This window comes from Solilutibacter tolerans (assembly GCF_900155935.1).
In the GTDB taxonomy this organism is placed as follows: Bacteria; Pseudomonadota; Gammaproteobacteria; order Xanthomonadales; family Xanthomonadaceae; genus Solilutibacter; species Solilutibacter tolerans.
Map to the genome: position 1 here is coordinate 133530 of NZ_FTLW01000003.1, position 25842 is coordinate 159371.

At 63.5% G+C, this 25842-nt stretch carries 25 protein-coding genes and 1 pseudogene; 14 read left to right on the forward strand and 12 right to left on the reverse strand.

What is annotated here, in order from left to right:
• Nucleotides 1-7: 7 nt before the first annotated feature.
• Complete coding sequence (locus BW989_RS06880; RefSeq protein ID WP_076586738.1) at nucleotides 8-493, forward strand: asparaginase domain-containing protein; 486 nt, start codon at nucleotides 8-10, stop codon at nucleotides 491-493.
• Between the two features lie 3 nt (nucleotides 494-496).
• On the opposite strand, the gene BW989_RS06885 is transcribed toward BW989_RS06880, so the two are convergent.
• Together BW989_RS06885 and sufT are read right to left on the reverse strand one after the other, a co-directional pair.
• The gene (locus BW989_RS06885) at nucleotides 497-1459 is read right to left on the reverse strand and encodes a hypothetical protein (RefSeq protein ID WP_076586740.1); all 963 of its coding nucleotides are present in this window, start codon (nucleotides 1457-1459) and stop codon (nucleotides 497-499) included.
• Nucleotides 1460-1554: 95 nt separating this feature from the next.
• Nucleotides 1555-2112 (reverse strand): putative Fe-S cluster assembly protein SufT, encoded by a 558-nt coding sequence (gene sufT / locus BW989_RS06890; protein WP_076586742.1) that lies wholly within the window; start codon nucleotides 2110-2112, stop codon nucleotides 1555-1557.
• A 78-nt stretch (nucleotides 2113-2190) separates the two neighbouring features.
• Between sufT and BW989_RS06895 the strand changes: the two genes are divergently transcribed.
• The gene (locus BW989_RS06895) at nucleotides 2191-2610 is read left to right on the forward strand and encodes a hypothetical protein (protein ID WP_076586744.1); all 420 of its coding nucleotides are present in this window, start codon (nucleotides 2191-2193) and stop codon (nucleotides 2608-2610) included.
• An 18-nt stretch (nucleotides 2611-2628) separates the two neighbouring features.
• Here the strand turns inward: BW989_RS06895 and BW989_RS06900 are convergent.
• The 3 genes and pseudogenes from BW989_RS06900 to BW989_RS06910 all read right to left on the reverse strand — a co-directional run.
• A pseudogene (locus tag BW989_RS06900) lies at nucleotides 2629-4002 on the reverse strand (NAD(P)(+) transhydrogenase (Re/Si-specific) subunit beta); the annotation flags it as partial.
• Nucleotides 4003-4013: 11 nt separating this feature from the next.
• Nucleotides 4014-4526: a hypothetical protein gene (locus BW989_RS06905; RefSeq protein WP_083688354.1), complete on the reverse strand. Its 513-nt coding sequence runs from the start codon at nucleotides 4524-4526 to the stop codon at nucleotides 4014-4016.
• Nucleotides 4523-4837 carry an NAD(P) transhydrogenase subunit alpha part 2 gene (locus BW989_RS06910; protein ID WP_076586748.1) on the reverse strand — a complete coding sequence of 105 codons (315 nt, stop codon included), beginning with the start codon at nucleotides 4835-4837 and terminating at the stop codon, nucleotides 4523-4525. The genes BW989_RS06905 and BW989_RS06910 overlap by 4 nt, the downstream gene beginning before the upstream one ends.
• A gap of 157 nt (nucleotides 4838-4994) precedes the next feature.
• Here BW989_RS06910 and BW989_RS06915 point away from each other — a divergent pair, with 157 nt between their 5' ends.
• From BW989_RS06915 to BW989_RS06925, 3 genes are read left to right on the forward strand one after another with little or no spacing between them, the layout of a single operon-like run.
• Nucleotides 4995-5543, forward strand: coding sequence for an RNA polymerase sigma factor (locus BW989_RS06915; protein ID WP_076586750.1), 549 nt, complete (start codon nucleotides 4995-4997; stop codon nucleotides 5541-5543).
• Nucleotides 5540-5923 (forward strand): hypothetical protein, encoded by a 384-nt coding sequence (locus tag BW989_RS06920; protein ID WP_076586752.1) that lies wholly within the window; start codon nucleotides 5540-5542, stop codon nucleotides 5921-5923. The genes BW989_RS06915 and BW989_RS06920 overlap by 4 nt, the downstream gene beginning before the upstream one ends.
• Nucleotides 5924-5928: 5 nt before the next feature.
• Nucleotides 5929-6426 carry a DUF3106 domain-containing protein gene (locus BW989_RS06925; protein ID WP_076587239.1) on the forward strand — a complete coding sequence of 166 codons (498 nt, stop codon included), beginning with the start codon at nucleotides 5929-5931 and terminating at the stop codon, nucleotides 6424-6426.
• A gap of 3 nt (nucleotides 6427-6429) precedes the next feature.
• Here the strand turns inward: BW989_RS06925 and BW989_RS06930 are convergent, their stop codons facing one another.
• Nucleotides 6430-7539 carry an NAD(P) transhydrogenase subunit alpha gene (locus BW989_RS06930; RefSeq protein ID WP_076586754.1) on the reverse strand — a complete coding sequence of 370 codons (1110 nt, stop codon included), beginning with the start codon at nucleotides 7537-7539 and terminating at the stop codon, nucleotides 6430-6432.
• A 69-nt stretch (nucleotides 7540-7608) separates the two neighbouring features.
• A complete protein-coding gene (locus BW989_RS06935) occupies nucleotides 7609-9855 on the reverse strand; it encodes a DUF1631 family protein (protein WP_165688570.1) in 2247 nt (748 codons plus the stop codon).
• 89 nt (nucleotides 9856-9944) lie between these two features.
• On the opposite strand from BW989_RS06935, the gene BW989_RS06940 reads away from it, so the two are divergent.
• The 3 genes from BW989_RS06940 to BW989_RS06950 are packed head-to-tail and all read left to right on the forward strand — an operon-like array spanning nucleotide 9945 to nucleotide 12000.
• Nucleotides 9945-10508 (forward strand): nitroreductase family protein, encoded by a 564-nt coding sequence (locus BW989_RS06940; RefSeq protein ID WP_076586758.1) that lies wholly within the window; start codon nucleotides 9945-9947, stop codon nucleotides 10506-10508.
• Nucleotides 10505-11410, forward strand: a complete 906-nt coding sequence (locus tag BW989_RS06945; RefSeq protein ID WP_076586760.1) for a 5'-3' exonuclease — start codon at nucleotides 10505-10507, stop codon at nucleotides 11408-11410. Before BW989_RS06940 ends, BW989_RS06945 begins: the two co-directional genes overlap by 4 nt.
• A gap of 41 nt (nucleotides 11411-11451) precedes the next feature.
• Entirely contained in the window at nucleotides 11452-12000 is a 549-nt protein-coding gene (locus tag BW989_RS06950) for an NUDIX hydrolase (RefSeq protein ID WP_076586762.1), read from the forward strand.
• 21 nt (nucleotides 12001-12021) lie between these two features.
• On the opposite strand, the gene BW989_RS06955 is transcribed toward BW989_RS06950, so the two are convergent.
• Genes BW989_RS06955 through prmC form a run of 3 tightly spaced genes read right to left on the reverse strand, consistent with a single transcriptional unit; the run spans nucleotide 12022 to nucleotide 14106 of the window.
• On the reverse strand, nucleotides 12022-12255 hold the full coding sequence (locus BW989_RS06955) for an alkylphosphonate utilization protein (RefSeq protein ID WP_076586764.1): 234 nt from the start codon (nucleotides 12253-12255) through the stop codon (nucleotides 12022-12024).
• Nucleotides 12256-12276: 21 nt separating this feature from the next.
• Nucleotides 12277-13230 (reverse strand): prolyl aminopeptidase, encoded by a 954-nt coding sequence (gene pip / locus BW989_RS06960; protein ID WP_076586766.1) that lies wholly within the window; start codon nucleotides 13228-13230, stop codon nucleotides 12277-12279.
• 42 nt (nucleotides 13231-13272) lie between these two features.
• A complete protein-coding gene (gene prmC, locus BW989_RS06965; RefSeq protein ID WP_076586767.1) occupies nucleotides 13273-14106 on the reverse strand; it encodes a peptide chain release factor N(5)-glutamine methyltransferase in 834 nt (277 codons plus the stop codon).
• 139 nt (nucleotides 14107-14245) lie between these two features.
• Between prmC and BW989_RS06970 the strand changes: the two genes are divergently transcribed.
• The 5 genes from BW989_RS06970 to BW989_RS06990 all read left to right on the forward strand — a co-directional run bounded on the left by BW989_RS06970 (nucleotide 14246) and on the right by BW989_RS06990 (nucleotide 22823).
• A complete protein-coding gene (locus tag BW989_RS06970; RefSeq protein WP_076586769.1) occupies nucleotides 14246-18604 on the forward strand; it encodes a DEAD/DEAH box helicase in 4359 nt (1452 codons plus the stop codon).
• Nucleotides 18605-18733: 129 nt separating this feature from the next.
• Nucleotides 18734-19297, forward strand: a complete 564-nt coding sequence (gene ahpC, locus BW989_RS06975) for an alkyl hydroperoxide reductase subunit C (RefSeq protein ID WP_076586771.1) — start codon at nucleotides 18734-18736, stop codon at nucleotides 19295-19297.
• A gap of 299 nt (nucleotides 19298-19596) precedes the next feature.
• On the forward strand, nucleotides 19597-21207 hold the full coding sequence (gene ahpF / locus BW989_RS06980; protein ID WP_076586773.1) for an alkyl hydroperoxide reductase subunit F: 1611 nt from the start codon (nucleotides 19597-19599) through the stop codon (nucleotides 21205-21207).
• Nucleotides 21204-22106, forward strand: a complete 903-nt coding sequence (locus BW989_RS06985; protein ID WP_076586775.1) for a LysR substrate-binding domain-containing protein — start codon at nucleotides 21204-21206, stop codon at nucleotides 22104-22106. The genes ahpF and BW989_RS06985 overlap by 4 nt, the downstream gene beginning before the upstream one ends.
• Nucleotides 22107-22115: 9 nt before the next feature.
• Nucleotides 22116-22823 carry a hypothetical protein gene (locus BW989_RS06990; protein ID WP_076586777.1) on the forward strand — a complete coding sequence of 236 codons (708 nt, stop codon included), beginning with the start codon at nucleotides 22116-22118 and terminating at the stop codon, nucleotides 22821-22823.
• A 3-nt stretch (nucleotides 22824-22826) separates the two neighbouring features.
• Here BW989_RS06990 and BW989_RS06995 read toward each other — a convergent pair whose 3' ends face one another.
• Together BW989_RS06995 and BW989_RS07000 are read right to left on the reverse strand one after the other, a co-directional pair.
• A complete protein-coding gene (locus tag BW989_RS06995) occupies nucleotides 22827-23759 on the reverse strand; it encodes a DMT family transporter (protein WP_076586779.1) in 933 nt (310 codons plus the stop codon).
• Entirely contained in the window at nucleotides 23756-24022 is a 267-nt protein-coding gene (locus BW989_RS07000) for a putative signal transducing protein (RefSeq protein ID WP_076586781.1), read from the reverse strand. The genes BW989_RS06995 and BW989_RS07000 overlap by 4 nt, the downstream gene beginning before the upstream one ends.
• An 82-nt stretch (nucleotides 24023-24104) precedes the next feature.
• Between BW989_RS07000 and BW989_RS07005 the strand changes: the two genes are divergently transcribed.
• Nucleotides 24105-25841: a glutamine--tRNA ligase/YqeY domain fusion protein gene (locus tag BW989_RS07005; RefSeq protein ID WP_076586783.1), complete on the forward strand. Its 1737-nt coding sequence runs from the start codon at nucleotides 24105-24107 to the stop codon at nucleotides 25839-25841.
• The last annotated feature ends 1 nt before the right edge of the window (nucleotide 25842 follow it).

Consider the following 25842-nt stretch of genomic DNA (forward strand, 5'->3'; position numbering starts at 1 on the left):
TCACACAATGGAAGACCTGCTCATCGTCACCACCGGCGGCACCATCGACAAAGTGTATTTCGATGCGAAATCGGATTACCAAGTAGGCGAGCCCCAGATCGGCAAGATCCTCGATGACCTGGGTGTGGCGTTCCGTTTTCACGTGATCCCGCTGCTGCGCAAGGATTCGCTGTTCATCAACGATGACGATCGAGTGCTGATGCGCGCAACCATCGCCGCGCAGAACGAGCGCTGCGTGCTGGTCACGCATGGCACCGACAGCATGGTAGAGACCGCGAAAGTGCTGGCCGAGATCAAGGACAAGACCATCGTGTTGACCGGCGCACTCAACCCCGCCCGTTTCGAAGGCTCGGATGCGGAGTTCAACATTGGTTGCGCCGTGGGCGCGGTGCAGTCGCTACCGCCCGGCGTCTACATCGCGATGAACGGGCGCATCTGGGATCCGGAAAAAGTCCGCAAGAACGTCGAAGCCAATCGCTTCGAGGCCAACTGATCCTTAGTTGGGCGGGCCGAGCACACGCCAGGCTCCGCCCAGCTTCTCGTCCTCGCTACCGATCGACAGCACGCCACCCGGGATGCGACCGTCGGGCGATGACAATGCCTCGACCTTGAAGCCATCCACGATCCAGCGCGCATCCCGATCCGCGCGATCTGTCAGGAACGGCTTGTCCAAGCTCATGCCCAGCTGCCCCGGCGTCCACACCAGCGAACGGAACGGGCCGTAGTCATCCGGGTCGGAAGCTGCGACCGCCCATAGCGTGCCGGCACCATCGACATACAAATCCGCGATATCGCGATGCGGCGGCACCGACAGCCAGCTGCCCGGCGCATGCAGTTCTCGTTCCTGCGTCTGCCAACTCACTGTGCCGGCATCAGCATTGAACTCGCCAAAGCGCAAGCTACCGCGCGGCCGCACCTTCGAGCCGCCACGCTCGCCCAAAGCCAACAGATAGCGACCCTCACCGATGCTGCGACAAGCCAGGCCTTCATAGCCCATGTCGTCCTTGCCGTTGCTGCGCTCGGCCGGCAGCTTCACTGCGTGCAGCAATTCAATGACACCATTGACTATGCGCAGGTGCAGGATGCGGCCGTAATCAGCATCGCGATAGCTGCTTTCCGCGGCGAGAAATTCATCACGACGCCCGGGCAATGCGCACAGCGCCTCTAGGTCATTCGACAGGCCACCGACAATCTCCCAACCACGCACCGGGATCGGCGAGAAGCGGGTACCACCTTCGGCCACGGCGTCTATCGCGCCAAAACGCAGGTCCTCGGAATACGCCTTGGTGTCCATGACGATGAGGTATCGACCGTCGCTCATCGGTGCCATGCCGCTGATGCCTGGCAGGTTTGCCGAGAGATTGATCGTCGGGATCGACGGCAGCGGGGCATTGATGCTGATGCAGCCCGCGAGGGAAACAGCCGCGACGATCGCGAAGAAGCAGTGACGTGACAACATGCGAGCCGATCCAAGAGCCAGAGGCGATGATGCGTTGGCATCGCGTGATGTACAAGCCATTTGTGACGGGCGGCTAAGTTTGAAGCGGGTTGCGATCAAAACATGCCGGTTTCAAGCCGCGCAGCCTCGCTCATCATGTTGCGGTTCCATGGCGGGTCGAAGACCAGCTCGACATCGGCTTCCACGATTGTCGGAATCATTTCCAGCTTGTCACGCACGTCGGCCACCAGGATGTCGCCCATGCCGCAACCGGGCGCGGTCAGGGTCATCTTGACCTCGACCTTGCGCTGGCCAGGCTGATCGGGATGCGCGGATAGATCTGCTTCGTACACCAAGCCCAGATCGACCACGTTGATTGGAATTTCCGGGTCAAAACAAGTGCGTAGTTGCTGCCAGACCAAGCGTTCGACTTCTTCGTCCCCGGCCCCTTCCGGCAGCTCGATCGGCATCGGCGGCTCCTTGCCGATGGCATCCGCATCCTTGCCCGCCACGCGCATCAGATTGCCTTCAACGAACACGGTAAAACTGCCACCCAAGGCCTGGGTGATATAGCCGATGCTGCCAGCCGGCATCGTCACTTCCTCGCCCGAGGGGACTAGGACGACGGGGCAATCGCGCTCAAAGCGCACAGGTTCGCTACTGCGGGAATACATGGACAGGGAAGGAAAACGGAATCGGTTATTGTACGCCGCCAAGCCGCTATCCTGTACGGCCCAGTCTTGTTAGTCCGCATGTCCGAGACCCCGCCCAAGCCCGCTGGCTACAACTTTTCGCGCCTCTTGCTGCCCGTGATCGGCATTGTCGGCGTCGCGGCGCTCTGGGTGCTGGCGGCGCTGTACATGGACCGAATGTTGAGCGCGTTCGCCCTCATCGCCGCGCTGGACCTGGTGTTGATGGTGCGACTGGCCCGCCTGCCCCGCGGCTTGAACCGCGGCATGATTGCGGCCGGCGGCACCGTGCTCGCGATCCTGATCGCCAATGGCTGGATGCTGGCCGCGCGCGTCGGCCTCTTGATGGGGATGATGCCGTGGGAAGGCATCTCCTTGATGGGCCCGGGTTTCGCCTGGACCTTGGCGCAGCTGGCCAACGACGGTCGCGATCTGGCCATCTACATCGCCGCCGTGGTGCTGGCGGGCTGGTTCGGGCGTTGACCCTTGAATCAGGCGGGCTTAGTGCCCGCCGTCGAGCGCCTTCAACTCACTGACCAGGGCGCTGGCCATCTCGCTGCCATCGCCGTACAGCATGCGCGAGTTGTCGGCATAGAACAGGGCGTTCTCGATGCCGGCAAACCCGGTGCCCTTGCCGCGCTTGATGATGACGGTGTTCCTCGAGTTGACGACATCCAAGATCGGCATGCCGTAGATGGGCGATGCGGGATCGGTCTTGGCCACCGGGTTGACCACGTCGTTCGCACCGATCACCAGCGCGACATCGGTATTGGCAAACTCGGGGTTGATGTCGTCCATGTCGGCGATGAGGTCGTAGGGCACACCGGCTTCGGCCAGCAATACGTTCATATGGCCTGGCATGCGCCCCGCGACCGGGTGGATCGCGAATTTCACCTTCACCCCACGCTCCATCAGGCGCTGGGTCAGTTCCCAGATCTTGTGCTGCGCCTGCGCGACGGCCATGCCGTAACCGGGCACGATCACCACGCGCTCCGCATACGCCATGAGCGCGGCGACATCGCTGGCTTCAATCGGTTTCATGCTGCCGCCGATTTCCTGCATCTCCGCGCTCGCGCCACCAAAGTTGGAGAACAGCACGTTGCTGATCTTGCGATTCATCGCCTTCGCCATCAGCCGCGTCAGCAACATGCCCGCCGCACCGACCATCGTGCCGGCGATGATCAGCGCCTCATTGCCCAGCACATAGCCTTCGAATGCGACCGCGAGGCCGGTGAACGCGTTGTACAGCGAGATCACCACCGGCATGTCCGCGCCGCCGATCGGCAACGTCATCAACACGCCCAACAGCAGCGCCAGCACGAAAAACGCGATGATCCACGGCATCGACAAGGTGTACAACGCCATGCCGCCAGCAAGAATCGTGGTTAGTGCGACGCAGGCGTTGAAATACTGCTGGCCATCGAACGCGTAGCGCTTGTCCATGCGCCCGTCGAGCTTGGCCCAGGCGATGATGCTGCCGGTCAGCGAGACCGCACCGATCAAAGCCCCCAGCACTGCCAGGCCCAACGCGAAACGCGTGTGGCCTGGTTCACCGCCCGATGCCTTGACCAACTCGACTGCGCCAATCGCCGCCGCGCTGCCACCGCCCATGCCGTTGAACAGGGCCACCATCTGCGGCATGTCGGTGATCGCCACCTTCTTGCCCCAGACCCAGTTGAGCCCGACACCGATCACAATCGCCGCGATCATCAGTGCGATGTTGTGCAGACCGGGCAGGAAGAACGTCGCCAGCGTCGCCAGCACCATGCCAGCACCGGCCCATTGGATGCCGCTGCGTGCAGTCTTGGGCGATGCCATGCGCAGCAAGCCCAACAAGAACAACGTCGCCGCAATGAAGTAACTCAATTTGACCAAGGTCAGGACAGTCATGCGCGGCCTCCTTCAACAAACACTTCGGGCTGCTTGTCCATGCGATGGTGTTCGCGCATCTCGATCGCCGTCTTCAGTAGGCCCACCATGCCCAGGCCAAACGCCACCAGACCCAGCGACAATTGATTGACGATGGTGTCCTCGGCCAGGTACGCGCCGATGAGGCCAAACACCATCGCCCCCAGCGCATACGCGGCCAGCACCATCAACATCCAACGGCCCTTGCGCGGGTCCTGCCAGACCCGGCGTGACATCTCGTTCTGGGTCTTGGTCGGGTCCTGCAAGGAAGACAAACCAATACCGACACCGGCGTACAGCAAGGCGTAGTTCCAGTCGTCGTAGATCGGCAGCCAACCGGCGGTCTTGATGGAGGCAACCGCCAACCCCGATTTGAAGATGTAGCCCAGCGCGACGATGAGCGCCGGGTATTGCAGATAGCTCAGCCCTTGAAAAATGTTACGCATCGATGCGTGCGCGCGGACCGGCACCGAAGCAACATCACGGCTCATTTGTCACCCTCCACCTGCTTGGGCGCGGCCTTCTGGCTGGGCTTGAACATCTCCAGCATCCGCTCGGTGACGACGTAACCGCCGGCGGCGTTGCCCGCACCCAGCAGCACGGCGATGAAACCCAGCGCCTTCTCGGCCGTGGTGTCTGCATGGCCCAGGACCACCATTGCGCCGATCAAGACGATCCCGTGGATGAAGTTGGAGCCCGACATCAGTGGGGTGTGCAGGATCACCGGCACCCGCGAAATGATCACGTGACCAGCGATCGCCGCCAGCATGAAGATGTACAGCGCCACGAACCCATCCGACATCGCTTCGTCTCCACCGTGTTTCCCGCATCATAACCATCGCTGAACGTCGCCGCCCACGGTCAACCTGCCGTGCCAACAAGCGTTTGCATCCTCGACCCCCTTGCATGAACCCGCCCACGTGTGCCCCGATGCTGGAAAGGAACCCTGTTTGAGCAGGATGGAGAACCGGGTGGAAAGCCAGGTGGCAGAGGTAGCGCCGATAGAGACGCTGGACAGCTTTTTGTCCGGAGTTAGCGCCCGCGCGTTCCGCTTTGCCGAGCTGGGATTGCGCCATCGCGAGGACGCATTGGACGTGGTCCAGGAAGCGATGATGAAGATGCTGGGCTATCGCGACCGCCCGGCCGAAGAATGGTCGCCTTTGTTCTGGCGAATCCTGCGCACACGCATCATCGATGCGCAGCGCAGGCGGCGGTTTCGCCTTGGCTGGATGGGTTCTGCAACGCTCGATGATGGCAGCGAGATGGAATGGGCCGACACCGACCCGGATCCTTCCCGCAGCCATGACAGCCGCGAAGCCTGGGTGCGGATGCGCGAGGCGATGCGCGCCCTGCCCGACCGCCAACGCGAGGCCTTCACACTTCGCGTGCTGGAAGAGTTCGACGTGGCACAAACCGCCGCGATCATGGGCTGCAGCGAGGGATCAGTGAAAACCCACCTGTCCCGCGCCCGCGGCTCGCTACAAAAACAACTGGAAGATTGGCGATGAACACGCAACCCCCTGATCAATTCGATGCCGCTCTGCGCCACACCTGGCGCGATGCCGCCGCCCACCTGCCCGGCCCGCTGCAGATGCAATTGACCCCCGGCATGGCCGCGCAGCGCAAACGCGCGCAGCCGCAGCGGAAGAACTGGTGGCTGCCAGCTGCTGGTGCGTTCGCCAGCCTGGCCTTGGCGGTGGGCCTGTGGTGGTCGCCCAGCTTCAATTCGATAAGCCCGGCGTCCGATGCACCCAGCGCGCAAGCCGCGGTCGATGCGGCCAGCGTCGCGGTCAATGACGATGATGCCGCCACTGAACTCTTGACCCGAAACCCCGATTTTTACGCTTGGCTGGGCACTGAAGAAGCCCGCAACCTGGCGATGGAGTGATGACGATGAAAATGCTGCACCTTGCCCTGCCCGTGCTGATGATGATCGCTGCGCCCGCCTTCGCCCAGCAATCCGCGCCGCCACCCGGGAACTGGGATCAACTGGACGCCACACAGCGTGAGCTGCTGTTGCAGCCGGTACGCGACCGCTGGAATCTGGCGGATACCGAGCAGCGCCAGCGCATGCTGGACCACGCAACTCGCTGGCGTGACATGCCGGCTGAAGAACGCGCCAATGCACGCGTAGGGATGAAGCGCTTTCACCGCCTCAGTCCTGAGCAGCAGGCGCAGATGCGCGTGCTCTACAACAAGACCCGCGACATGAAGCCGCAGGAACGTCGTGAAGCCTTCGCCTTGTTCCATGCGATGCGCGATATGAACGCAGAACAGCGTCAGGATTTACGCAATCGTTGGGCCAAGATGTCGCCGGAGCAACGTGAGACATGGATGCGCGAGCACGCGCCCCGTCGTCATGGGCACAAAGGGCCGCAGCCCAAGCAATAAGCCTCAGCCGGTGGTCGCCGCATCGCGCGGTGGCCACACGGTCTTGGCCAGCAACTCGTCTTCCCAGTCGAAGGTCAGTGCCCCTTCGCCTAACAGCAGGCTGGCGAAGTTGTAGACGTTGCGTGCGTACATCTCGCTGGCATGCAATGCGCCCATCGAAGCCAAGCCGAGCGGCCCGGCCACGGTGACACCGCCATCGGTCTCGATGGCATCGCCCGGCACGGTCAGTGCGCAGTTGCCACCACTCTCGGCGGCCAGATCGACGATCACGCTGCCCGGCCGCATCATCCCCACCATCTCGGCGCTGATGATCTTCGGCGCAGGACGGCCCGGCACCGCGGCCGTGCAGACGATGACATCGACACTTTTCAGATGCTCACCCAAACGGCGTTGCTGTTCGGCGCGCTCTTCATCGGTGAGCTGGCGCGCATAACCGCCCTCACCTGCGGCGCTGACGCCAAGATCGAGAAAGCGGCCACCCAATGATTCGATTTGTTCACGTGTTTCCGGCCGCACGTCGAAGCCTTCGACCTGCGCGCCGAGGCGCTTGGCGGTGGCAATCGCCTGCAAGCCGGCGACACCTGCACCGATGATGAGCACCTTGGATGGACGGATGGTCCCGGCGGCCGTGGTCAGCATCGGAAAAAATCGTGGTGCAAGTTCGGCAGCGATCAAGGTCGCCTTGTAGCCCGCCATGCCCGCCTGTGAGCTGAGCACATCCATCGCCTGCGCGCGCGTGGTGCGCGGCAAACGCTCGAGTGGGAAGGTGATGATGCCGCGTCCGCGCAGAGCTTCGGCACGTGCGGAATCGGCCTCCGGTTGTACGCCGCCGACCAGGGTCGCGCCCTGCTTCAACAAGGCGATACGCGCGTTATCCGGCGGCTGCACACAGAACACCAAATCCGCATCGGACAAGGCGGCAGCCGCATCGTCCACCAACTTGGCGCCCGCGGCAGCATAAACATCATCAGGAAAGTGCGCGCCACGACCCAGACCACGCTCAGCGACCACCTCGGCTCCGGTTTTCACCAGTTTCCCGCAGGTTTCCGGTGTCAGCGCCACGCGCTTTTCACCGTTGGCCGTCTCGCTCGCCACGCCGATCTTCACCGCCATCGCTTTACCCCGGAATGCGTCGTTATCTGCATCCTAACCGGATTGGCGATGAGGCTTCAGCCGGCCTTGTCAGCTCGCCGCGCGCAACTGCTCCCAGACCTGCCGCATCGCGTGGTCCACCGGCGCTTCGATCGCACGGATGACGACTTCACCGCGCCCGACCAGCGCCGCCAATTCCTCCGCCGACACCACCAGTTTGCGCAGTCCGCGCCGGTTGACGATGAGAAAACGACCCGTCAGCGGGCTGACCCAGGCGATCTTGGCGGCGGACTCATGACCCTCTTCTTCACGAATGCGCAGCCCCTGACCCGCACGCAGTTTGCGCAGACGCGCGACCAATACCGGGTCTTCCGGCGTCTCGCGCGCACTGACCAAACGCAAACCCGGCTCAGGCACGTCATCTGATGCTGCTTCCATCAAGAGCGGCATCCAATCACGTGGCCGACGCTCGGCATCAGGATTGGCCAGACCAGCACACAGCCGCGCGATGGCTTCCTCGGCGGCTTCATGCACATGGCCGCACAAGGACAGGCATTCGCGCAGTGGCACCAACTGGCCAATGAAGCCCCGCGCCAACTTGTCGGCCTGGAGCTCGGCCCCGGCAACATCCAGCTCGATCAGGGTCGCGCCGAGGCTGCGCATCGCGCGGTAGCGCGCGGTGTCTGCACCGTAGCGCAGCCATACGTGCAGCAAGGCGGTTTGCCAGATCTGCTCAAGGAAGTGGTGGCAGGCCTCGGACAGGGAGCGGCCACGCGCCAGCGAGACCAGCTCCGCATGAGCATCCTGTCGTGCGAAATGCAGTCGCTCGCGGCCGTGCAGGGCTTCGGCCATGCGGCGTTCGGCGATCTCGGCGCGCAGGCGTTGCTGCTCCAGATAATCCCGCAGCTCCTTGGCCGCCAGCTCGAATATGGCTTGATCCTCTTCGAAACGCGCGACGACCTGATCGACTACTGCCTCGGCCCGAGTCAACATCTCTCGATGCGGCGCGCTTTCGCCTGCGTTGCCGTCACAACTTTCGGCGAGTGCATCCAGCAAGCGGCGCGCCGGGTGGCTACGACGATTGAACAAGGAGTCATCCATCACCGCGACTTTGACGTATGGCAGTACCAGCTTGCCCAACATCTGCGTACCACGTGGCATCAGGTCGTTGCTGTCGGCCAAAGTGTCGAAGAGGATGGCGACCAAATCGATGGCATCTTCATCGTCCTGACTGAACTGGGTTTGCTCGCGATCAAAGCCAAGCTGCACAGCGGCCTTGAGCATTTCTTCGCGGATCACGCATTGCAGCGAACTGCCACCATCACGCGCCAAGGCCGTCGCGAAAGGCGCAGGGTCTTCGCCTTGCAACACCGAGGCCATCGTCATGACTTCCGCGCTGCGCAGCACGTGCACACCCTGGCCCGCCGGCTTGTGCGCCCGCCACGTGCCCGCTGCCTGCGCACGCTGTCGCCATTGGGCGAGATGTTCGTGGACGATGTCACGGTAGCGCGGCAGCCCTTCGTCACGGCGCGGCACATGCCCGACCGAAGCTGCAGATGCCGGCTCCACCGAAGGCCGCGCACGCAAGTTGGCGACGATGTCATGGCGCAAGGCATCCGTATGCTGGGGCATAGGGTTAATCGCTTCGTTTTGCACGGACTGCACAGTGGCAGAAGGCGATGCGTTCAGACCCGAAGGCGCGGCCACGATGCCGCCGCCCTCCAGCAAAGTGGAGATGCGCGGCAAGACATCGCGCACCAAGGCAGGCAAACGCTTGCGCAGGTCGTCGAAGGTCGCCGGGACCAGCGTCGCGCTGAAATCATCCAGCGGCAAGGACTGGGCAAACACGCGCAGGATCGTCTCGGGCGCCCACGGATTGCCGGCTCCCGGGCGCATGCCCAGGCTCGACGCCAGCGCCGCGACCCGGCGATCGGAGGCTTCAAGCGAATCGGCCAGCATCTTCTCCAGATCACCGGCGAGTTGCTGCGCATGCAGATGCGCGGACAACTCGATTTCCGACATCAAACTCAGCGTGCGCGAGGCGATGACCTGATGGTTGCGCCAAGCCAGCGCGGCATCTTCCAGACCGTTGCGCAGTTGAGCGGCCCAGGCTTTCTCCTGCGCCACCAGCGCGCGCACGGCCTCCATGTCCGCCTGATGCGTCGAGTAATTGGTGGTGGCGACACTGCGGGTCGCCCATTCGCTGGCAAGTCGGGTCCAGAAGCTGGATAGCGGCGCACTCAACCACTCCGCGCCCAATCGAGCCGCCTGTCGATGCAGACGCTCGGCATCGGCAGTCGCGTGGACACCGTCCAAGAAGTCAGGCGCGTGCCCCATGAACATCCCCATCCCTCATAAAACTAGAATGGACGTTACCAATCCCGGCGGCGACAGCGCTGAGATGTCCATCCCAATTCGATGACGCCATGACTTTTGATTGCCTAGATCAGCGCCGCTCGGTGCCCTCCCGCCAACTGGCCGAACCCGGCCCGGACATGGCGCAACTCCTGGCGATGCTGCAAGCCGCCAGCCGCGTACCCGACCACGGCAAGCGCGTGCCCTTCCGTTTCTTGCGCATCGCGGGCGATGCGCGAAACGTGATGGGCGAGTTGCTGGCATCGCGCAAATTGGCGCTCGACCCAGAAGCCAGCAACGCGGTGATCCAGAAAGAGCGTGAACGTTTCAGTTTCGCGCCTGTGATCGTGACGGTGATCGCAGAACAAGGCTATGATGAAAAAATTCCAGCCAGCGAGCGCTTCTCCACCGCGAGCTGCGTATGCTTCGCATTGCTGCAGGCCGCGCAGGCAGCGGGCTTCGGCGCGCAATGGCTGACCGGCTGGGCCTCCCTCGACCCTGAAATCCACCAACGCTTGGGAGTGAGAAAGGATGAAGCGATCGTTGGCTTCATCCATATAGGTACCGCACAGATGGAAGCACCGGAGCGTGATCGCCCGGACGCTGCCTCCCTGCTGAGCGACTGGCAAGCATGACGGGGACTGCCGTGCGCCCCACTCTCCATCTGATCGATGCTTCGCTCTACGTCTTTCGCGCCTGGCACTCGATGCCGGACGAATGGCACGATGCCGACGGCTGGCCACTGAATGCGGTTCAGGGTTTCACGCGCTTCTTGCTGGAGTTGATCGAACGCGAACGTCCGCGTCACATGGTCGTCGCCTTCGACGAAGCACTTGATTCTTGCTTCCGCAACCGTCTTTATCCCGAATACAAAGCCAACCGGCCGCCAGCGCCGGAAGAACTCATGCGTCAATTTGCCTACTGCAAGGAATTATGCGAAGCGATGGGCATCGTGACCTTGGCCCACGGCGAATACGAGGCCGATGACCTGATCGGCAGCGCGCTTAAATCCGTACGCAAGGATGGATTTCGCGGCGTGATCGTTTCTGCCGACAAAGACCTCTCGCAACTTCTGCAAGACGGCGATGAGCAGTTCGATTTCGCCCGCGGACAGCGTTGGGGCGCGGGGGGCGTCAAGGCGCGGCATGGCGTGCACGCGCACCAGATCGCCGATTATTTGGCGCTATGCGGCGACGCCGTCGACAACATTCCCGGTGTCAATGGCATAGGGCATAAAACGGCGGCGGCATTGATCTCGCATTTCGGCAGTCTGGATGAATTATCCAATCGCATCGACGAAGTCGCTTTTTTGCGCTTGCGTGGCGCGGCCACCACCGCACGCCGCCTGCACGAGCAACGCGAGCTTTTGCCGCTCTGGCTGCAACTCACCCGCATCGCGCTGGATGCGCCATTGATGCCGCATGCACCGCCCTTCGCGCGGCGTACTGCCGATGAAGCCGCGTTGGACGATTTCGCCGAGCGTGCGCGCCTGGGCCCACTGACCCGTCGCCGTCTGCAGGCAGCCACACAACTTTGATTGTCATCGCATCCTCCCCGCTCGCCAGCTAGCATCACGATATGAACGACGATCTGGAAATCCTCTATCAAGGCGACTGGCTGCGGCTGGTCAAACGCGGCAAATGGGAGGCTGTCGAGCGCTGCCACGGCGGCAACGGCATGGCGGTCATCGTGATCGCGGTGACACCCGCCGATGAAGTGCTATTCGTCGAGCAATACCGCATGCCATTACAGGCGCGCACCATCGAAATGCCTGCCGGCCTCGTCGGCGACGACCATGAGCATGATTCGCTGGAGGCTGCAGCAAGGCGTGAATTGATCGAAGAAACCGGTTGGGAGCCGCGTCGTGTGGATGTGCTACTGACCGGACCGACTTCGTCCGGCATGAGCAACGAGCGCATCGCCTTCGTGCGTGCGCGTGATCTGGTAAAAGTAGGCGCTGGTGGCGGCGTGGATAGCGAAGACATCATCGTGCATGCGGTGCCACGCGTCGAAGCGCCGCGCTGGCTGATGCAAAAGCATGCCGAGGGTTTTGAGCTGGATCTCAAACTCTGGGCTGGGTTGTGGATGATCGAACACAACCCCGACGGCAGCCGCGCCGCGGATTGACCGCGGCGGCGTTTTGAGGTCTCAAGCCTTCTTGATGAACTCGGTCCGCAACACCAAGCCCTTGACCTTGTCGACATTGCATTCGATCAGGTCTTCGTCATCGGTCAGGCGGATGTTCTTGCATAACTGCCCACGCTTGAGCGTGACCGAGGTGCCCTTCACTTTCAGGTCCTTGATCAAGGTAACGCTGTCACCATCGGTCAGACGCGTGCCGTTGCTGTCCTTGACGATGATCTCGTCGTTGTCGTCACTCATGTGATCACTCCTCGATGCGGATTACAGCGCTTTCGGCGCGAATTGATCGGTGGCGCGGATCAAGGCATCGATGTTCTCCGCTTCGAACGCCGAATGCCCAGCGGTCGGTGAAATCATCAGCTCTGCCTTCGGCCAAGCCTTGTGCAGATCCCAGGCATTGGCGACCGGACACACGACATCGTAACGTCCATGCACGATCACACCGGGAATGTCTTTGATGCGATCGACGTCGCGCAGCAGCTGATCATCGACTTCGAAAAACCCCTTGTTGACGAAGTAATGGTTCTCGATCCGCGCAAAAGCCAGCGCGAATTGCGCATCGCCGTGACTGTCGGCGTAGTCCTCGGGCACTTCGAGGTAGCTGGTGCCACCTTCCCAGATGCTCCAACGGCGCGCAGCTTCCAGACGCACGGCTTCGTCATCGCTGGTGAGACGCTTGTGATACGCCGCCATCAAGTCGCCACGCTCGGCTTCTGGGATGAATTCGCGATAGGGCTCGAACTGGTCCGGGAACAGGCGCGATGCGCCTTCCTGATAGAACCATTCCAGCTCCCAGCGACGCAACATGAAGATGCCGCGGAGCACCAGCTCGGTGACGCGCTCAGGATGTTTTTGCGCGTAGGCCAGTGCCAACGTTGAACCCCAGCTGCCACCGAACACTTGCCAATGTTCGATCTCCAGCATCTCGCGGATGCGCTCGATGTCGGCGACCAGGTCCCATGTGGTGTTGTCGTTCAAGTCCGCATGCGGCGTGCTGCGGCCCGCGCCGCGCTGATCGAACAACACGATGCGGTACTTGGACGGATCGTGGAAGCGGCGCATCGCGGCGTTGCAACCGCCGCCGGGACCGCCATGCAACATCACCACCGGTTTGCCATCGGAATTGCCGCACTCCTCCCAATATAGGGTGTGACGGTCATCGACCTTGAGCATGCCGCTCTTGGTCGGCTCGATCGGGGGATACAACGTGCGCATGGCGGGCTCCGCGTGCGAAAAGACGACAGTGTATCGCCTAGCTCAAATGCGACGCCCCAGCGTGATGCGGTCGCGGCCTTCCAGATCGCGGGCCGTTTGCACATCAGCGAAGCCGGCTGTCTCGAACAAAGCACGCACGGATGCGCCTTGATTCCAACCGTGTTCGACCAGTAGCCAGCCATCCGGTTTGAGGTGGGATGTCGCCTGATTGGCGATCACGCGCAGGTCATCCAATCCATCAACACCCGAAGCCAGCGCCGTCATAGGCTCAAACCGCAAGTCACCTTCACCCAAATGCGGGTCGCCAGACTCGATGTAAGGCGGATTACTGGCGATTAAATCGAATCGCTCGCCTGCCAGCGGCGCAAACCAACTGCCTAAACGGAATTCGATATTGGCAATGTGATTTCTCTCTGCATTTTGGCGTGCGACGGCGAGCGCGGCCTCACTGAAATCCGTGGCCACCACCTGCGCACGTGGCCGCTCGCTGGCGATGGCGAGCGCAATCGCGCCGCTGCCGGTGCCAAGATCGGCAATGCACACGTCGACATCCTGCGGGATGCGTTCCAGCGCCAGTTCCACGAGCAGCTCGGTCTCAGGGCGCGGAATCAACGTGTCGGGCGTGACTGCGAGATCGAGCGTCCAAAAGCCGCGCGTGCCGCTCAAGTAAGCGACCGGCTCGCCGACTTCGCGCCGCGCGACCAAGGCCGCGAACGCGGCCGCATCGGCATCGCCCAAGCCATCTTGCTCGTGCAGAAATAGCCATGTTCGGTCGCGGCCCAAGACATGCAACAGCAGCAATTCCGCATCAATGCGGTCGATGCGTGTCGCAGCGGCACGCAACGCTTCGGCAAGGGGGATGGGGCTATGCGACATCCGCATAGCTTACGGGTCCGTCTCACCTGGCGAGACGCTCCGCGCGCACGCTCGCGCGATGGCTGCCCAGTTCCGTCTCGATTTCACCCCGCTGCCCTGCGTTCAGGCCTGCACCGGCCATGCAGCGGATAATCGTGGGATGCCGCTTCCTCCTGCCCTCGCGCCCTTCCACCCGGCGGTTGCCGGTTGGTTTGCACGGCGCTTCCCCGCGCCCACACCGGCGCAGGCCGAGGCATGGCCAGCGATCGCCGCGGGCGAGCATGTGCTGGTCGCCGCGCCCACCGGCTCAGGCAAGACGCTGACCGCCTTCCTTGCCGCCATCGATGCGCTGGTGCGCGAAGGCCTGGCGCACGGGCTGACCGATGCGACGCAGGTGCTGTACATCTCGCCGCTGAAGGCGCTCTCCAATGACATCCATCTGAATCTGGAAGCGCCGCTGGCCGGCATCCGTGAGGAACTCACGCATCTGGGCCTGCCCGATGTCGAGATCCGCACCGCCGTGCGCACTGGCGACACCCCGCAGGCCGAGCGCGCCGCCTTGCGCAAACAGGCGCCGCATATCCTGGTCACCACGCCGGAATCGTTATACGTGTTGCTGGGCTCGGAATCGGGGCGCGCGATGCTGGCTTCGGTACGCAGCGTGATCGTCGATGAAATCCATGCCCTAGTGCAAAGCAAGCGCGGCAGTCATCTCGCCTTGTCGTTGGAACGACTCGAAGCACTGACCGGCCGCTCGCTGCAACGCGTCGGCCTATCCGCGACGCAAAAGCCCATCGATGCCGTGGCTCGCTTCCTCGTCGGCGCGGGTCATGTGGATGCCGATGGCCAGGCCCACTGCCGCATCATCGACATCGGCCATGATCGAAAGCGCGACCTCGCACTCGAAGTCCCGCCTACACCGCTCACCGCGGTCATTTCCAATGACCAGTGGGAGCAGATCTACCAACGCATCGCCGCGCTCGCGGCCGAACACCGCACCACGCTGGTGTTCGTCAACACACGTCGCATGGCCGAGCGTGCATCGCGCCATTTGGGCGACCTGCTTGGCAAGGAGCATGTCGCCGCGCATCACGGTTCGCTGGCCAAAGAACTACGGCTCGATGCAGAGCAACGTTTAAAGGCCGGCCAGCTGAAGGTGCTGGTGGCGACCGCATCGCTGGAGCTCGGCATCGATATCGGCGATGTCGACCTGGTCTGCCAGATCGGTTCGCCCCGCTCCATCGCCGCCTTCCTGCAGCGCGTGGGCCGCGCTGGCCACCATGTCGGCGGCGTGCCGAAGGGGCGTTTGTTCGCCACGACGCGCGACGAACTGGTGGAATGCGCGGCGCTGCTCGATTGCGTCAGGCGCGGTGAATTGGACGCGCTGATCATGCCGCCCGCACCACTGGACGTGCTGGCGCAGCAGATCGTCGCCGAGGTCGCCTGCCGCGAGTGGAAAGAAGACGCGCTCTACGAGTGCCTGCGTAGCGCTTGGCCGTACGCAACACTCACGCGCGACACCTATGACGATGTCGTACGCATGTTGGCCGACGGCTTCACCACACGGCGCGGCACGCGCGGCGCGTGGCTGCATCGCGATGCGGTGCACGGCGTGTTGCGTGGCCGCGCCGGTGCGCGCATGACCGCGACCATGTCCGGCGGCACCATTCCCGACACCGGCGACTACGCCGTGGTACTCGATCCGGCTTCCATCCAGATCGGCACGGTCAACGAAGACTTCGCCATCGAAAGCGCGGCCGGCGACATCTTTCAATTAGGCAATGCGAGTTACCGCATCCTGCGCGTGGAGCCTGGCCGTGTGCGCGTGGAAGACGCGGAAGGCCTGCCGCCGTCAATTCCATTCTGGCTGGGCGAAGCGCCGGGCCGCACGGATGAGCTCTCGCTGGGCGTCTCACGCCTGCGCTCGACCATCGCCGAACGCATCGAAGTCAGCGGCAGTGATGCCGCCCTGCGCTGGCTGATCCAAGACGTGCATTTGAACGAAGCTGCGGCTCGCCAAATCGTCGATTACTGCGCGGAGCAACTCATCGCTTTTGGTCTCTTGCCCACGCGCGAGCGCATGGGGATGGAGCGTTTCTTCGACGAATCCGGCGGCACCCAGCTCATCATCCATTCGCCACACGGCTCGCGCATCAACAAGGCCTGGGGGCTCGCGCTGCGCAAGCGTTTCTGTCGCAGCTTCAACTTCGAGCTGCAAGCCGCCGCCACCGAGAACGCGATCATCCTCTCGCTGTCCACCAGTCACAGCTTTCCCTTGGAGGATGTGACCAAGTTCTTGCACTCCAACTCGGCGCAGGATGTCTTGGTGCAAGCCTTGCTGGATGCACCGCTCTTCCCCGCACGCTGGCGCTGGAATGCGACCAATGCCCTGGCCTTGCCGCGCTTCACCGGCGGCAAGAAAGTGCCGCCGCAACTGCAACGCATGAAATCGGAAGACTTGCTGGCAACGGTATTCCCGGATCAAGTCGCATGCCTGGAGAACATCGTCGGCGAGCGCGAAGTGCCCGACCATCCGCTGGTGGCGCAAACGCTGCATGACTGCCTTGAAGAAGCGATGGATTGCGAAGGGTGGCTGGCGATGTTGCGTCGGCTGGAGGCCGGCGACATCGAGATCGTCACGCGTGACCTGACTGCGCCCTCGCCTTTCGCCGCCGAAGTGCTCAACGCCGCGCCGTATGCTTTCCTTGACGATGCACCGCTGGAAGAACGCCGCACACAGGCCGTGCAGACGCGCCGCTATACCGATCCCGAGCAAGCGCGCGACCTTGGCAAATTGGATGTCGCAGCGATCGAGCAAGTGCGCGAAGACGCATGGCCGCAGGCCCGCAACGTCGACGAGGCTCACGATGCCTTGATGAGCCTCGGCGCGATTCGCGATGACGAAGCGGATGCCAGCGGCTGGGCCGGCTTGCTCGATGCACTGGCCAAAGCACGACGCGCGACCCGATTCGACATCGACCACACGCGCTTTTGGGTCGCCGCCGAGCGCTTACCGATGATCAGCGCCGTGCACGCGCAGGCCAACCTCGATCCACCGATCAGCGCGCCAGCGGAATACGCCGCGCAAGACTGGCCACGCGAAGACGCCCTACGCGAATGGGTGCGCATGCGCCTGACCGCCAGCGGCCCGATCACCACCGCGCACCTGTCCCACACCCTCGCCATACCCGCCAGCGACATCGAGCTGGCGCTCGCTGCACTGGAGCGCGACGGCTATGCGATGCGCGGTCACTTCGACGAAACCATCGACGGCGAGCAGTGGTGCGAACGGAACCTGCTGGCGCGCGTGCACCGCCTGACCCTGGGGCGATTGCGGCGCGAGATCGAACCCGTCTCGCCGCAGGATTTCATGCGTTTCCTGTGCGATTGGCAGCATGTCGCGCCGCATACGCGCCTGCGCGGGCCTGAGGCCTTGTCGAAAGTACTCGGCCAACTGGAAGGTTATGAAGCGGCTGCAGGTGCATGGGAGTCCGAACTCCTTCCCGCGCGCCTCGCCGATTACTCGATTCACTGGCTGGATGAGCAATGCAGCGCCGGCCGCGTGCGTTGGTCACGTCTGCGGCCGGCTGTTGAAGGCAGCAGCGGAAAATCGCCCGTGCGCGCCACGCCGATTGTCCTGCTGCCGCGGCGCGAGCAAGCCACGTGGATGCGGCTGGCAGCCGAGCCCGATGCGGCGGCGCTGTCATCGCGCGCGGCCAAGGTGGCGGAGGCGTTGAAACATCACGGCGCGCTTTTCTTCGACGAGTTGCTCAATGAATCGCGTCTGTTGCAGACTGAACTTGAAGACGCGCTCGCGGAACTGGTCGCACGCGGCATGGTCAGCTGTGACAGCTTTGCCGGCCTTCGTGCCTTGCTGCTGCCGCAGGGCAAACGGCCGAAGGCCTCGAATCGATTGCGACGCGGACGGGTATCCGGTATCCACGATGCAGGCCGTTGGTCGCTGCTGCGCCGCCCGCTGCTGGACGAGGCCGATACCCCTGACACCGCGTTGGAGCACGTCGCCCGCGTCCTGCTGCGTCGCTATGGCATGGTCTGCTGGCGCCTCTTGGAGCGCGAAGCCGGCTGGCTGCCACCGTGGCGCGAGTTGCTGCGCGTGTATCGACGGATGGAGGCGCGTGGCGAGGTGCGCGGCGGGCGCTTCGTCGCGGGCCTTGTCGGTGAGCAGTTCGCCCTGCCCGAGGCCGTCGCCGTGCTGCGTCAGGTCCGCAAACGCGAGGCCGATGGCGCGATGTTGGTGCTCTCGGCCACCGATCCGCTGAACCTGGTCGGCACCCTCCTGCCCGGCGACAAGGTGCCACGCACCCCGGGCAACCGGCTGCTGCTGCGCGATGGCGTGCCGCTGGCGGCGTGGATCGGTGGGGAGTTCCGCCCGCTGGCCGACCTGTCACCGATTGATGCGACATCCGCCCAAACGCTGTTGCAACAAGCCCCGGCGCATCGCCGACGCAGCCAGTTGGCGAGCCCTGTGATTGATGCGGCTTCCCATATCGATAGCTGATATCTATCGATAGAATTCCAACTATCGATTTGAATTATCAATGGATGATGCCTACCCTATTGCAGTCGGACAGGTATCCCCCTGCCCGATCTCAATCAAGCCCCCCGCATTCATCCACAGGAGTTATCGATGTCCCTGATCAATACCGAAGTCCAGCCGTTCAAGGCCAATGCATTCAAGAACGGCGAATTCATCTCCGTCACCGAGGCCGATCTGAAGGGCAAGTGGTCGGTCCTGATCTTCATGCCTGCTGCCTTCACCTTCAACTGCCCGACCGAAATCGAAGACGCCGCCGATCATTACGCCGAGTTCGAAAAGGCCGGCGCCCAGGTGTTCATCGTCACCACCGACACCCACTTCTCGCACAAGGTGTGGCACGAGACCTCGCCGGCCGTCGGCAAGGCCAAGTTCGCCCTGGTCGGCGACCCGACCCACGCCCTGTCGAAGGCGTTCGACGTGCTGATCCCGGAAGAAGGCCTGGCCCTGCGCGGCACCTTCGTGATCAACCCGGACGGCGTGATCAAGACGATGGAAGTGCACGACAACGCCATCGCACGTGACGTCACCGAAACCCTGCGCAAGCTGCAGGCCGCGCAGTACGTCGCCAACCACGACGGCGAAGTGTGCCCGGCCAAGTGGAAGGAAGGTCAAAAAACCCTGAAGCCGTCGCTCGACCTCGTCGGCAAAATCTGATTACAGCTACTGCGCTCGCGGAGGCTATGCCGCTGCGCTTGCTCGAAAGGGTCGTGGACTCTCGGTCCACTCCCCTTCCTCCGCAGCTTGCGACTACGCCTGCGCATCGCTCGTCACGCTGTAATCCGTTGCGATAACCCGCCCTCTCCGTGCTTCGGAGAGGGTTGGGAAGAAGGGGTGATGTCGCTTCGTCTCGCGCCTTTTTCCCAGCCCTCTCATCGCCTCCCGTGCCAACGGCGCGATGGCCACGCCTACCCGATTTTTGACTTCAACGATCCAACATCCCCAAGGAGTCCGACATGCTTGATACCGAACTCAAAGCCCAGCTCGCCGCCTACCTGGAACGTCTGCAGGCACCGCTGACCCTGATCGCCACGCTGGATGCCACCGACGCCAGCCGCGACATGCGCGCGCTGCTCGGCGACATCGTCGATGCCGGCGCGGGTCGCATTTCACTGAAGGATGCGGGCGAAGCGGGCGTCGAGCCCGGCAGCCGCCTGCCCAGCTTCCGCATCACCCGCGCGGATGCCGACATCGGTGTGGAATTCGCCGGCCTGCCGCTTGGCCACGAATTCACCTCCTTGGTGCTCGCATTGCTGCATGTCGGCAAGCACCCGCCGAAACTCACCGAGGACGACATCGCGCGGATCAAGTCGCTGGAAGGCAATGGCCCGGACAGCGAGCTGCACTTCGAGACGTTCTTCTCGCAGTCCTGCCAAAGCTGCCCGGACGTGGTGCAGTCGCTCAACACGATGGCCGCGCTCAACCCGCGCATCCGTCACAGCGCGGTCGATGGCGCGGCATTCAGTGATGAAATGGAAGAGCGCGGCGTGATGGCCGTGCCCACCGTGCTGCTCAACGGCCAACCGTTCGGCACCGGTCGCATGGGCATGGCGGAGATCATCGCCAAGCTGGACACCGGCGCGGGCGAGAAAGCCGCGAAGGCGATTAGCGAAAAAGCCCCGTTCGATGTCCTCGTCGTCGGTGGCGGCCCGGCGGGCGCTGCCGCGGCGATCTATGCCGCACGCAAGGGCATCCGCACGGGCGTCCTGGCCGAGCGCTTCGGCGGCCAGGTGCTGGACACGCTCGCCATCGAGAACTTCGTTTCGGTGAGTCATACCGAAGGCCCGCAGATGGCCACCGCCCTCGAAGCCCACGTCGCCGACTACGAGGTGGACGTGATGAACCTGCAGCGCGCGGAAAAGCTTGAGAAAACCGATGACGGCTTCCGCCTGACCACCGCGAGCGGCGCGACCTTGCAGGCGAAGTCCGTGATCGTCTCGACCGGTGCGCGCTGGCGCAAGATGGGCGTGCCCGGCGAAGACCAGTACATGACCAAGGGCGTGGCGTTCTGCCCGCACTGCGATGGCCCGTTGTTCAAGGGCAAGCGCGTGGCGGTGATCGGCGGCGGCAACTCGGGCGTGGAGGCCGCGATCGACCTCGCCGGCATCGTTGGCCATGTCACCTTGATCGAATTCGACAGCCAACTGCGCGCCGATGAAGTGCTGCAAGCCAAGCTGCGCAGCCTGCCCAACGTCGCCATCATCACCTCGGCGTTGACCACCGAAGTGCTGGGCGATGGCAGCAAGGTCACCGGCCTTGTGTACGAAGACCGCACCACGGGTGAAAAGCACAATGTCGAACTCGAAGGCATCTTCGTGCAGATCGGCCTGTTGCCGAACACTGAGTGGTTGAAGGACAGCGGCGTCAGCTTGAGCCCGCGTGGCGAGATCGTCATTGATGACCGCGGCGCGACGTCGCTGCCCGGCGTGCTGGCGGCAGGTGACGCGACCACGGTGCCGTACAAGCAGATCATCATCGCGATGGGCGCAGGCGCGACGGCCTCGCTGTCGGCGTTTGATCACCTGATCCGGACCTCCGCCCCGGTTGCGCAGGCGCAAGCCGCGTGAACCTGCGCGACCTCAAATACCTGGTCGCCCTGGCCGATCATCGCCACTTCGGCAAGGCGGCCGAGGCCAGCTTCGTCAGCCAGCCGACGCTCTCCACCCAGATCAAGAAGCTGGAGGATGAGCTCGGCGTGCAGTTGTTCGAGCGCGCGCCGCGCAAGGTGATGCTGACGCCCATCGGCCGCGAAGTCGTGGCGCGTGCACGCGGCATCGTGGGCGAGGTCGAATCGATGCGCGACCTCGCCCGCCGCAGCCAGGACCCGGAATCCGGCACCTTGCGCTTGGGCGCGTTCCCCACGCTGGCACCGTACTTCTTGCCGCATGCAGTACCGGCATTGCAGCAGCGATTCCCGCGCCTGGAAATGCTGCTGGTCGAGGAAAAGAGCGACGCGTTGATCGCGCAGCTGCGCGAGGGCCGCATCGATGCCGCCTTGCTTGCGCTGCCGATTCATGATGACCAGCTGCATGCCGAATCGCTGTTCGATGAACCGTTCCTGCTCGCCACACGCGAAGACGGCGCATTCGCCGAGCGTCGCGACATCGGCATCAATGAACTCGATGACCAGACACTGCTGCTGCTCGAAGACGGCCACTGCCTGCGCGATCAGGCGCTGGATGTGTGTCGCCTGTCCGGCGCGCACGAGAAAGCCGGCTTCCGCGCCACCAGTCTGGAAACGCTGCGGCAGATGGTCGCGGCGGGTGCCGGCATCACCTTGTTGCCAGAGCTGGCGACGCGTCCGCCCATCGCGCAACCCGACCACCTGCGCCTGATCCCGTTCGCGGGCGAAGCGCCCCGCCGCAGCATCGCGCTGGTCTGGCGCAAGAGCTCGGCGATGAGCGAGCTACTCACTGACATCGCGCAAACATTGCGCTCGCTATCGTCGACGCTTCTCAAGGACTGACGAGGCGGCATGAGCCGTGCAAGAAACTTGTCGCTAGGCTTGGCCGCGACCGCCGGCATCGCGGGCGGCGGTTGGTGGTGGCAGACGCGGCAGGCACCCGAGCCGAAACTGCGTGACCCGGCCAAGATCGAAGCGGCCATGCGGCCGACGCCAAAGTCGTTCGTCCCCCGCAAGCAAGTCGCGGCGCCGGGCTGCCCGATGCCCACGCAAATCGCCACGCCCGCGCTGCCGGCGCAGTCGCCGGTGCCAACGGGCCTTTCGCCTTTCAAACATCCGCAGGGGCGCTTGCAACCACTCGCCGGTTTCAGCGTGGATGCGCGCGTGTTGTCATCACGCCGTTATCAGGATGACCGCGAAGCCGAGTTTTCGCCGGTCGATCTGGCACTGGGCTGGGGGCGGATGCGCGATGACGATGTGTTGTCGATGTTGCAAGTCGGCCAACAGAATCGTTGGTACTACACGCGCTGGACCGAGTCGCCGCCGATCCCGATCAATCAGGTGCGACTGGAAAGCGCCAACATGCACATGATCCCGGCCAATCGCGACATCGCCCAAGCGCTTTCCGCGATCAAGCCCGGCCAGCGCGTGCGCATCGATGGCTGGCTGGTGGAAGTTCAAGCGAAAGACGGCTGGCGTTGGCGCAGTTCGACCACGCGCAGCGATCACGGCCCCGGCGGCTGCGAAGTGATCCAGGTCTGCGCGGTCGCGGTGGAGTAAGGCTCAGGCTTCGGCGGGCGGCGTGCGTCGAATGGGCTTCAGCCCCGCGACGAAGATGCCGGCCATCGTCACCAACAAGCCCAGCCATTGGCGCGGCGAAGTCGGATGGTCGAGCAAGACGACATCCAGCAAGTAAGCCACCATCGGTTGGAACAGCAGCAACAGGCCCACCATCGCCACCGACAGCACCGCGATCGAGCGCGAGATCAGGATCCAGCTGAGGCAGTGGCCGATCGCCGCGAGGGTGAGCAGGATGCCGAAGGATTTCCAGGACGGGATGGCGAACGAAGCGCCTTCGACCATCCCCATCACGCCGAGGCAGGCGGCGGAACCGAATGCCGCGAGGCACAGCACCTGCTCCACCGGCGCTCGGTGCGAGGTGACAGCGGCCTCCGCCTGCGAGCGCTTGATGCCGATGTTGTAGGCCGCATAGGCCACGCCAGTGGCGAGGCCCAGCCACACACCCCAGCGGTATTCGTCCGGCAGCGTGGCCCAATCGCCGCCCAAGAGCAGCCACAGGCCGAAGAACGCCAGCAGCACGCCGAAGATGAAACGCGGGGTGAGCTTCTCGCCGAAGAACAGCACGCCGGCCAGCGCCATGAAGAACACCTGCGCATTGGCCAGCAAGGTGGACAGGCCCGGCCCGACGATGAGGATGCTCCGGTGCCACATCCACAGGTCGATGGCGAAGGCGATCGAAGGCAGCGCGATCCACGCCCACGCCTGCTTCGACAAGGGCTGCCAGCCATGGCGGAATTGCACCAGCAATGCCAGCAAGATGCCGGACAGAAACATCCGCCAGAACGCAGAGACCGTGGGCGGCGTGTCGGCGAAGCGCACCATCAGCCCGTTGGTGCCGATGATTGCAGCACCGATCAGCAGTTGGACTATGGCGGCGCGACGTGGCGTGTGGTCAGGCAGGCCTGCGGCACTCATGCCGGCAGCCAGCCTTCGTCGTCCTCATCCACTTCGGCGGACTCGCCGGCATCATTCAGCAGCGGCAGGGTCTTGAGCAGCGCTTGGGCTTCTTCGACCCAGTCATCCGGCACGCGTACTTCGACGAATCCGGTGGCCGGCAACTCGCCCATCCCACCGACCAGATGCTCGCCCAGCACGAAGGCCGGGATGTCGGCATCCTCCAGTGCATGCTTCACCAGATGGGCATCGATGGGGTTGAGCGCCTGATAGACCGTGCGCATGGACGATTCCGCGAGAGGGCCTGGCCAGCATAACGGTAAACTGGGCGCAGCTTCCCCAGATTCGAGCGAATTCGCCGCCCTCATGACCGACAGCCACGCCCCCGCGCCCGAGCGCACCGATTTCATCCGCAACATCGTCCGCGAGGACCTGGCCAGCGGCAAGCACACGCATATCAAGACGCGCTTTCCGCCGGAACCCAACGGCTATCTGCACCTGGGCCACGTGCGCGCGATCCATACCGATTTCGGCATCGCGTCTGAATTTGGTGGCGACTGCAACCTGCGCTTCGACGACACCAACCCGGCCAAGGAAGACCCGGAGTATGTGGAGGCGATCCAGGACGATGTGCACTGGCTGGGCTACGAATGGCACGACCTGCGCCATGCCTCCGATTACTTCGGCGTGTTGTATCTGGCCGGCGAAAAACTGATCCGCGATGGCAAGGCGTTCGTCTGCGACCTCAACGCCGAAGAAGTGCGCGCCACGCGCGGCACCTTGACCGAGCCGGGCACGGCCTCGCCTTATCGCGAGCGTTCGGTCGAAGAAAACCTGGACCTGTTCCGTCGCATGCGCGCGGGCGAGTTCCCGGATGGTGCACGCACGCTGCGCGCGAAGATCGACATGGCATCGCCCAACATGAACCTGCGCGATCCGGCGCTGTACCGGATCAAGCATGTCGAGCACCAGAACACGGGCGATGCGTGGCCGATCTACCCGATGTACGACTACGCGCACTCGCTGTCGGACGCGATCGAAGGCATCACCCACTCGCTGTGCACGCTGGAGTTCGAGGACCACCGCCCGCTGTACGACTGGGCCGTGGACAACGTGAAGCTGCACGAGCATCCCGAATTGCTTGCGCCATTGGTCGAGAAAGGCTTGCCGATGGAAGCAGCCAAGCCGCGCCAGATCGAGTTCTCGCGCCTCAATCTCGATTACACCGTGATGTCCAAGCGCAAGTTGATGGCGCTGGTGAACGAAGGCCTGGTGGATGGCTGGGATGACCCTCGCATGCCGACGCTGCAGGGCATCCGTCGTCGCGGCTACACGCCGGACGCATTGAAGCTCTTCGTCTCTCGCCTCGGCTTGTCGAAGCAGAACTCGACGATTGACTACACGGTGCTGGAAAACACCCTGCGCGAGGATCTGGATGGCCGCGCCGAGCGTCGCATGGCGGTGCTCAACCCGCTCAAGTTCGTGCTGACCAACTTGCCGGAGGATCATCGCGAGACGCTGACGTTCTCCAATCATCCCAAAGACGAGTCGATGGGCAGCCGCGAGATTGGCTTCTCCAACGTGTTGTGGATTGATGCCGATGACTTTGTCGAAGAACCGCCGAAGGGCTGGAAGCGATTGGTGCCGGGCGGCGAAGTGCGCCTGCGCGGCGCCGGCATCGTGCGCTGCGACGAAGTGATCAAAGATGACGCCGGCCACATCGTCGAACTGCGTGGCTGGCTGGATCCCGAATCCCGCCCCGGCATGGAAGGCGCGAACCGCAAGATCAAGGGCACCATCCATTGGGTCGATGCCGCGACTGGCATCCCCACGGAGTTCCGCCTGTACGACCGCCTGTTCACCGTGCCGAATCCGGATGACGATAGTGAAGGCAAGACCTATCGCGATTACCTAAACCCGGAATCGCGCGGCGTGGTGCATGGCTATGTCGAGGCCGCGGCGGCCACCGCTGCGCCGGAGACACGCTTCCAGTTCGAGCGCACGGGCTACTTTGTCGCTGACCGTCGCGATCACACGTCTTCACGTCCTGTGTTCAACCGCGCAGTAACCCTGCGTGATACCTGGATGCAGAAGGAAGGCTGAG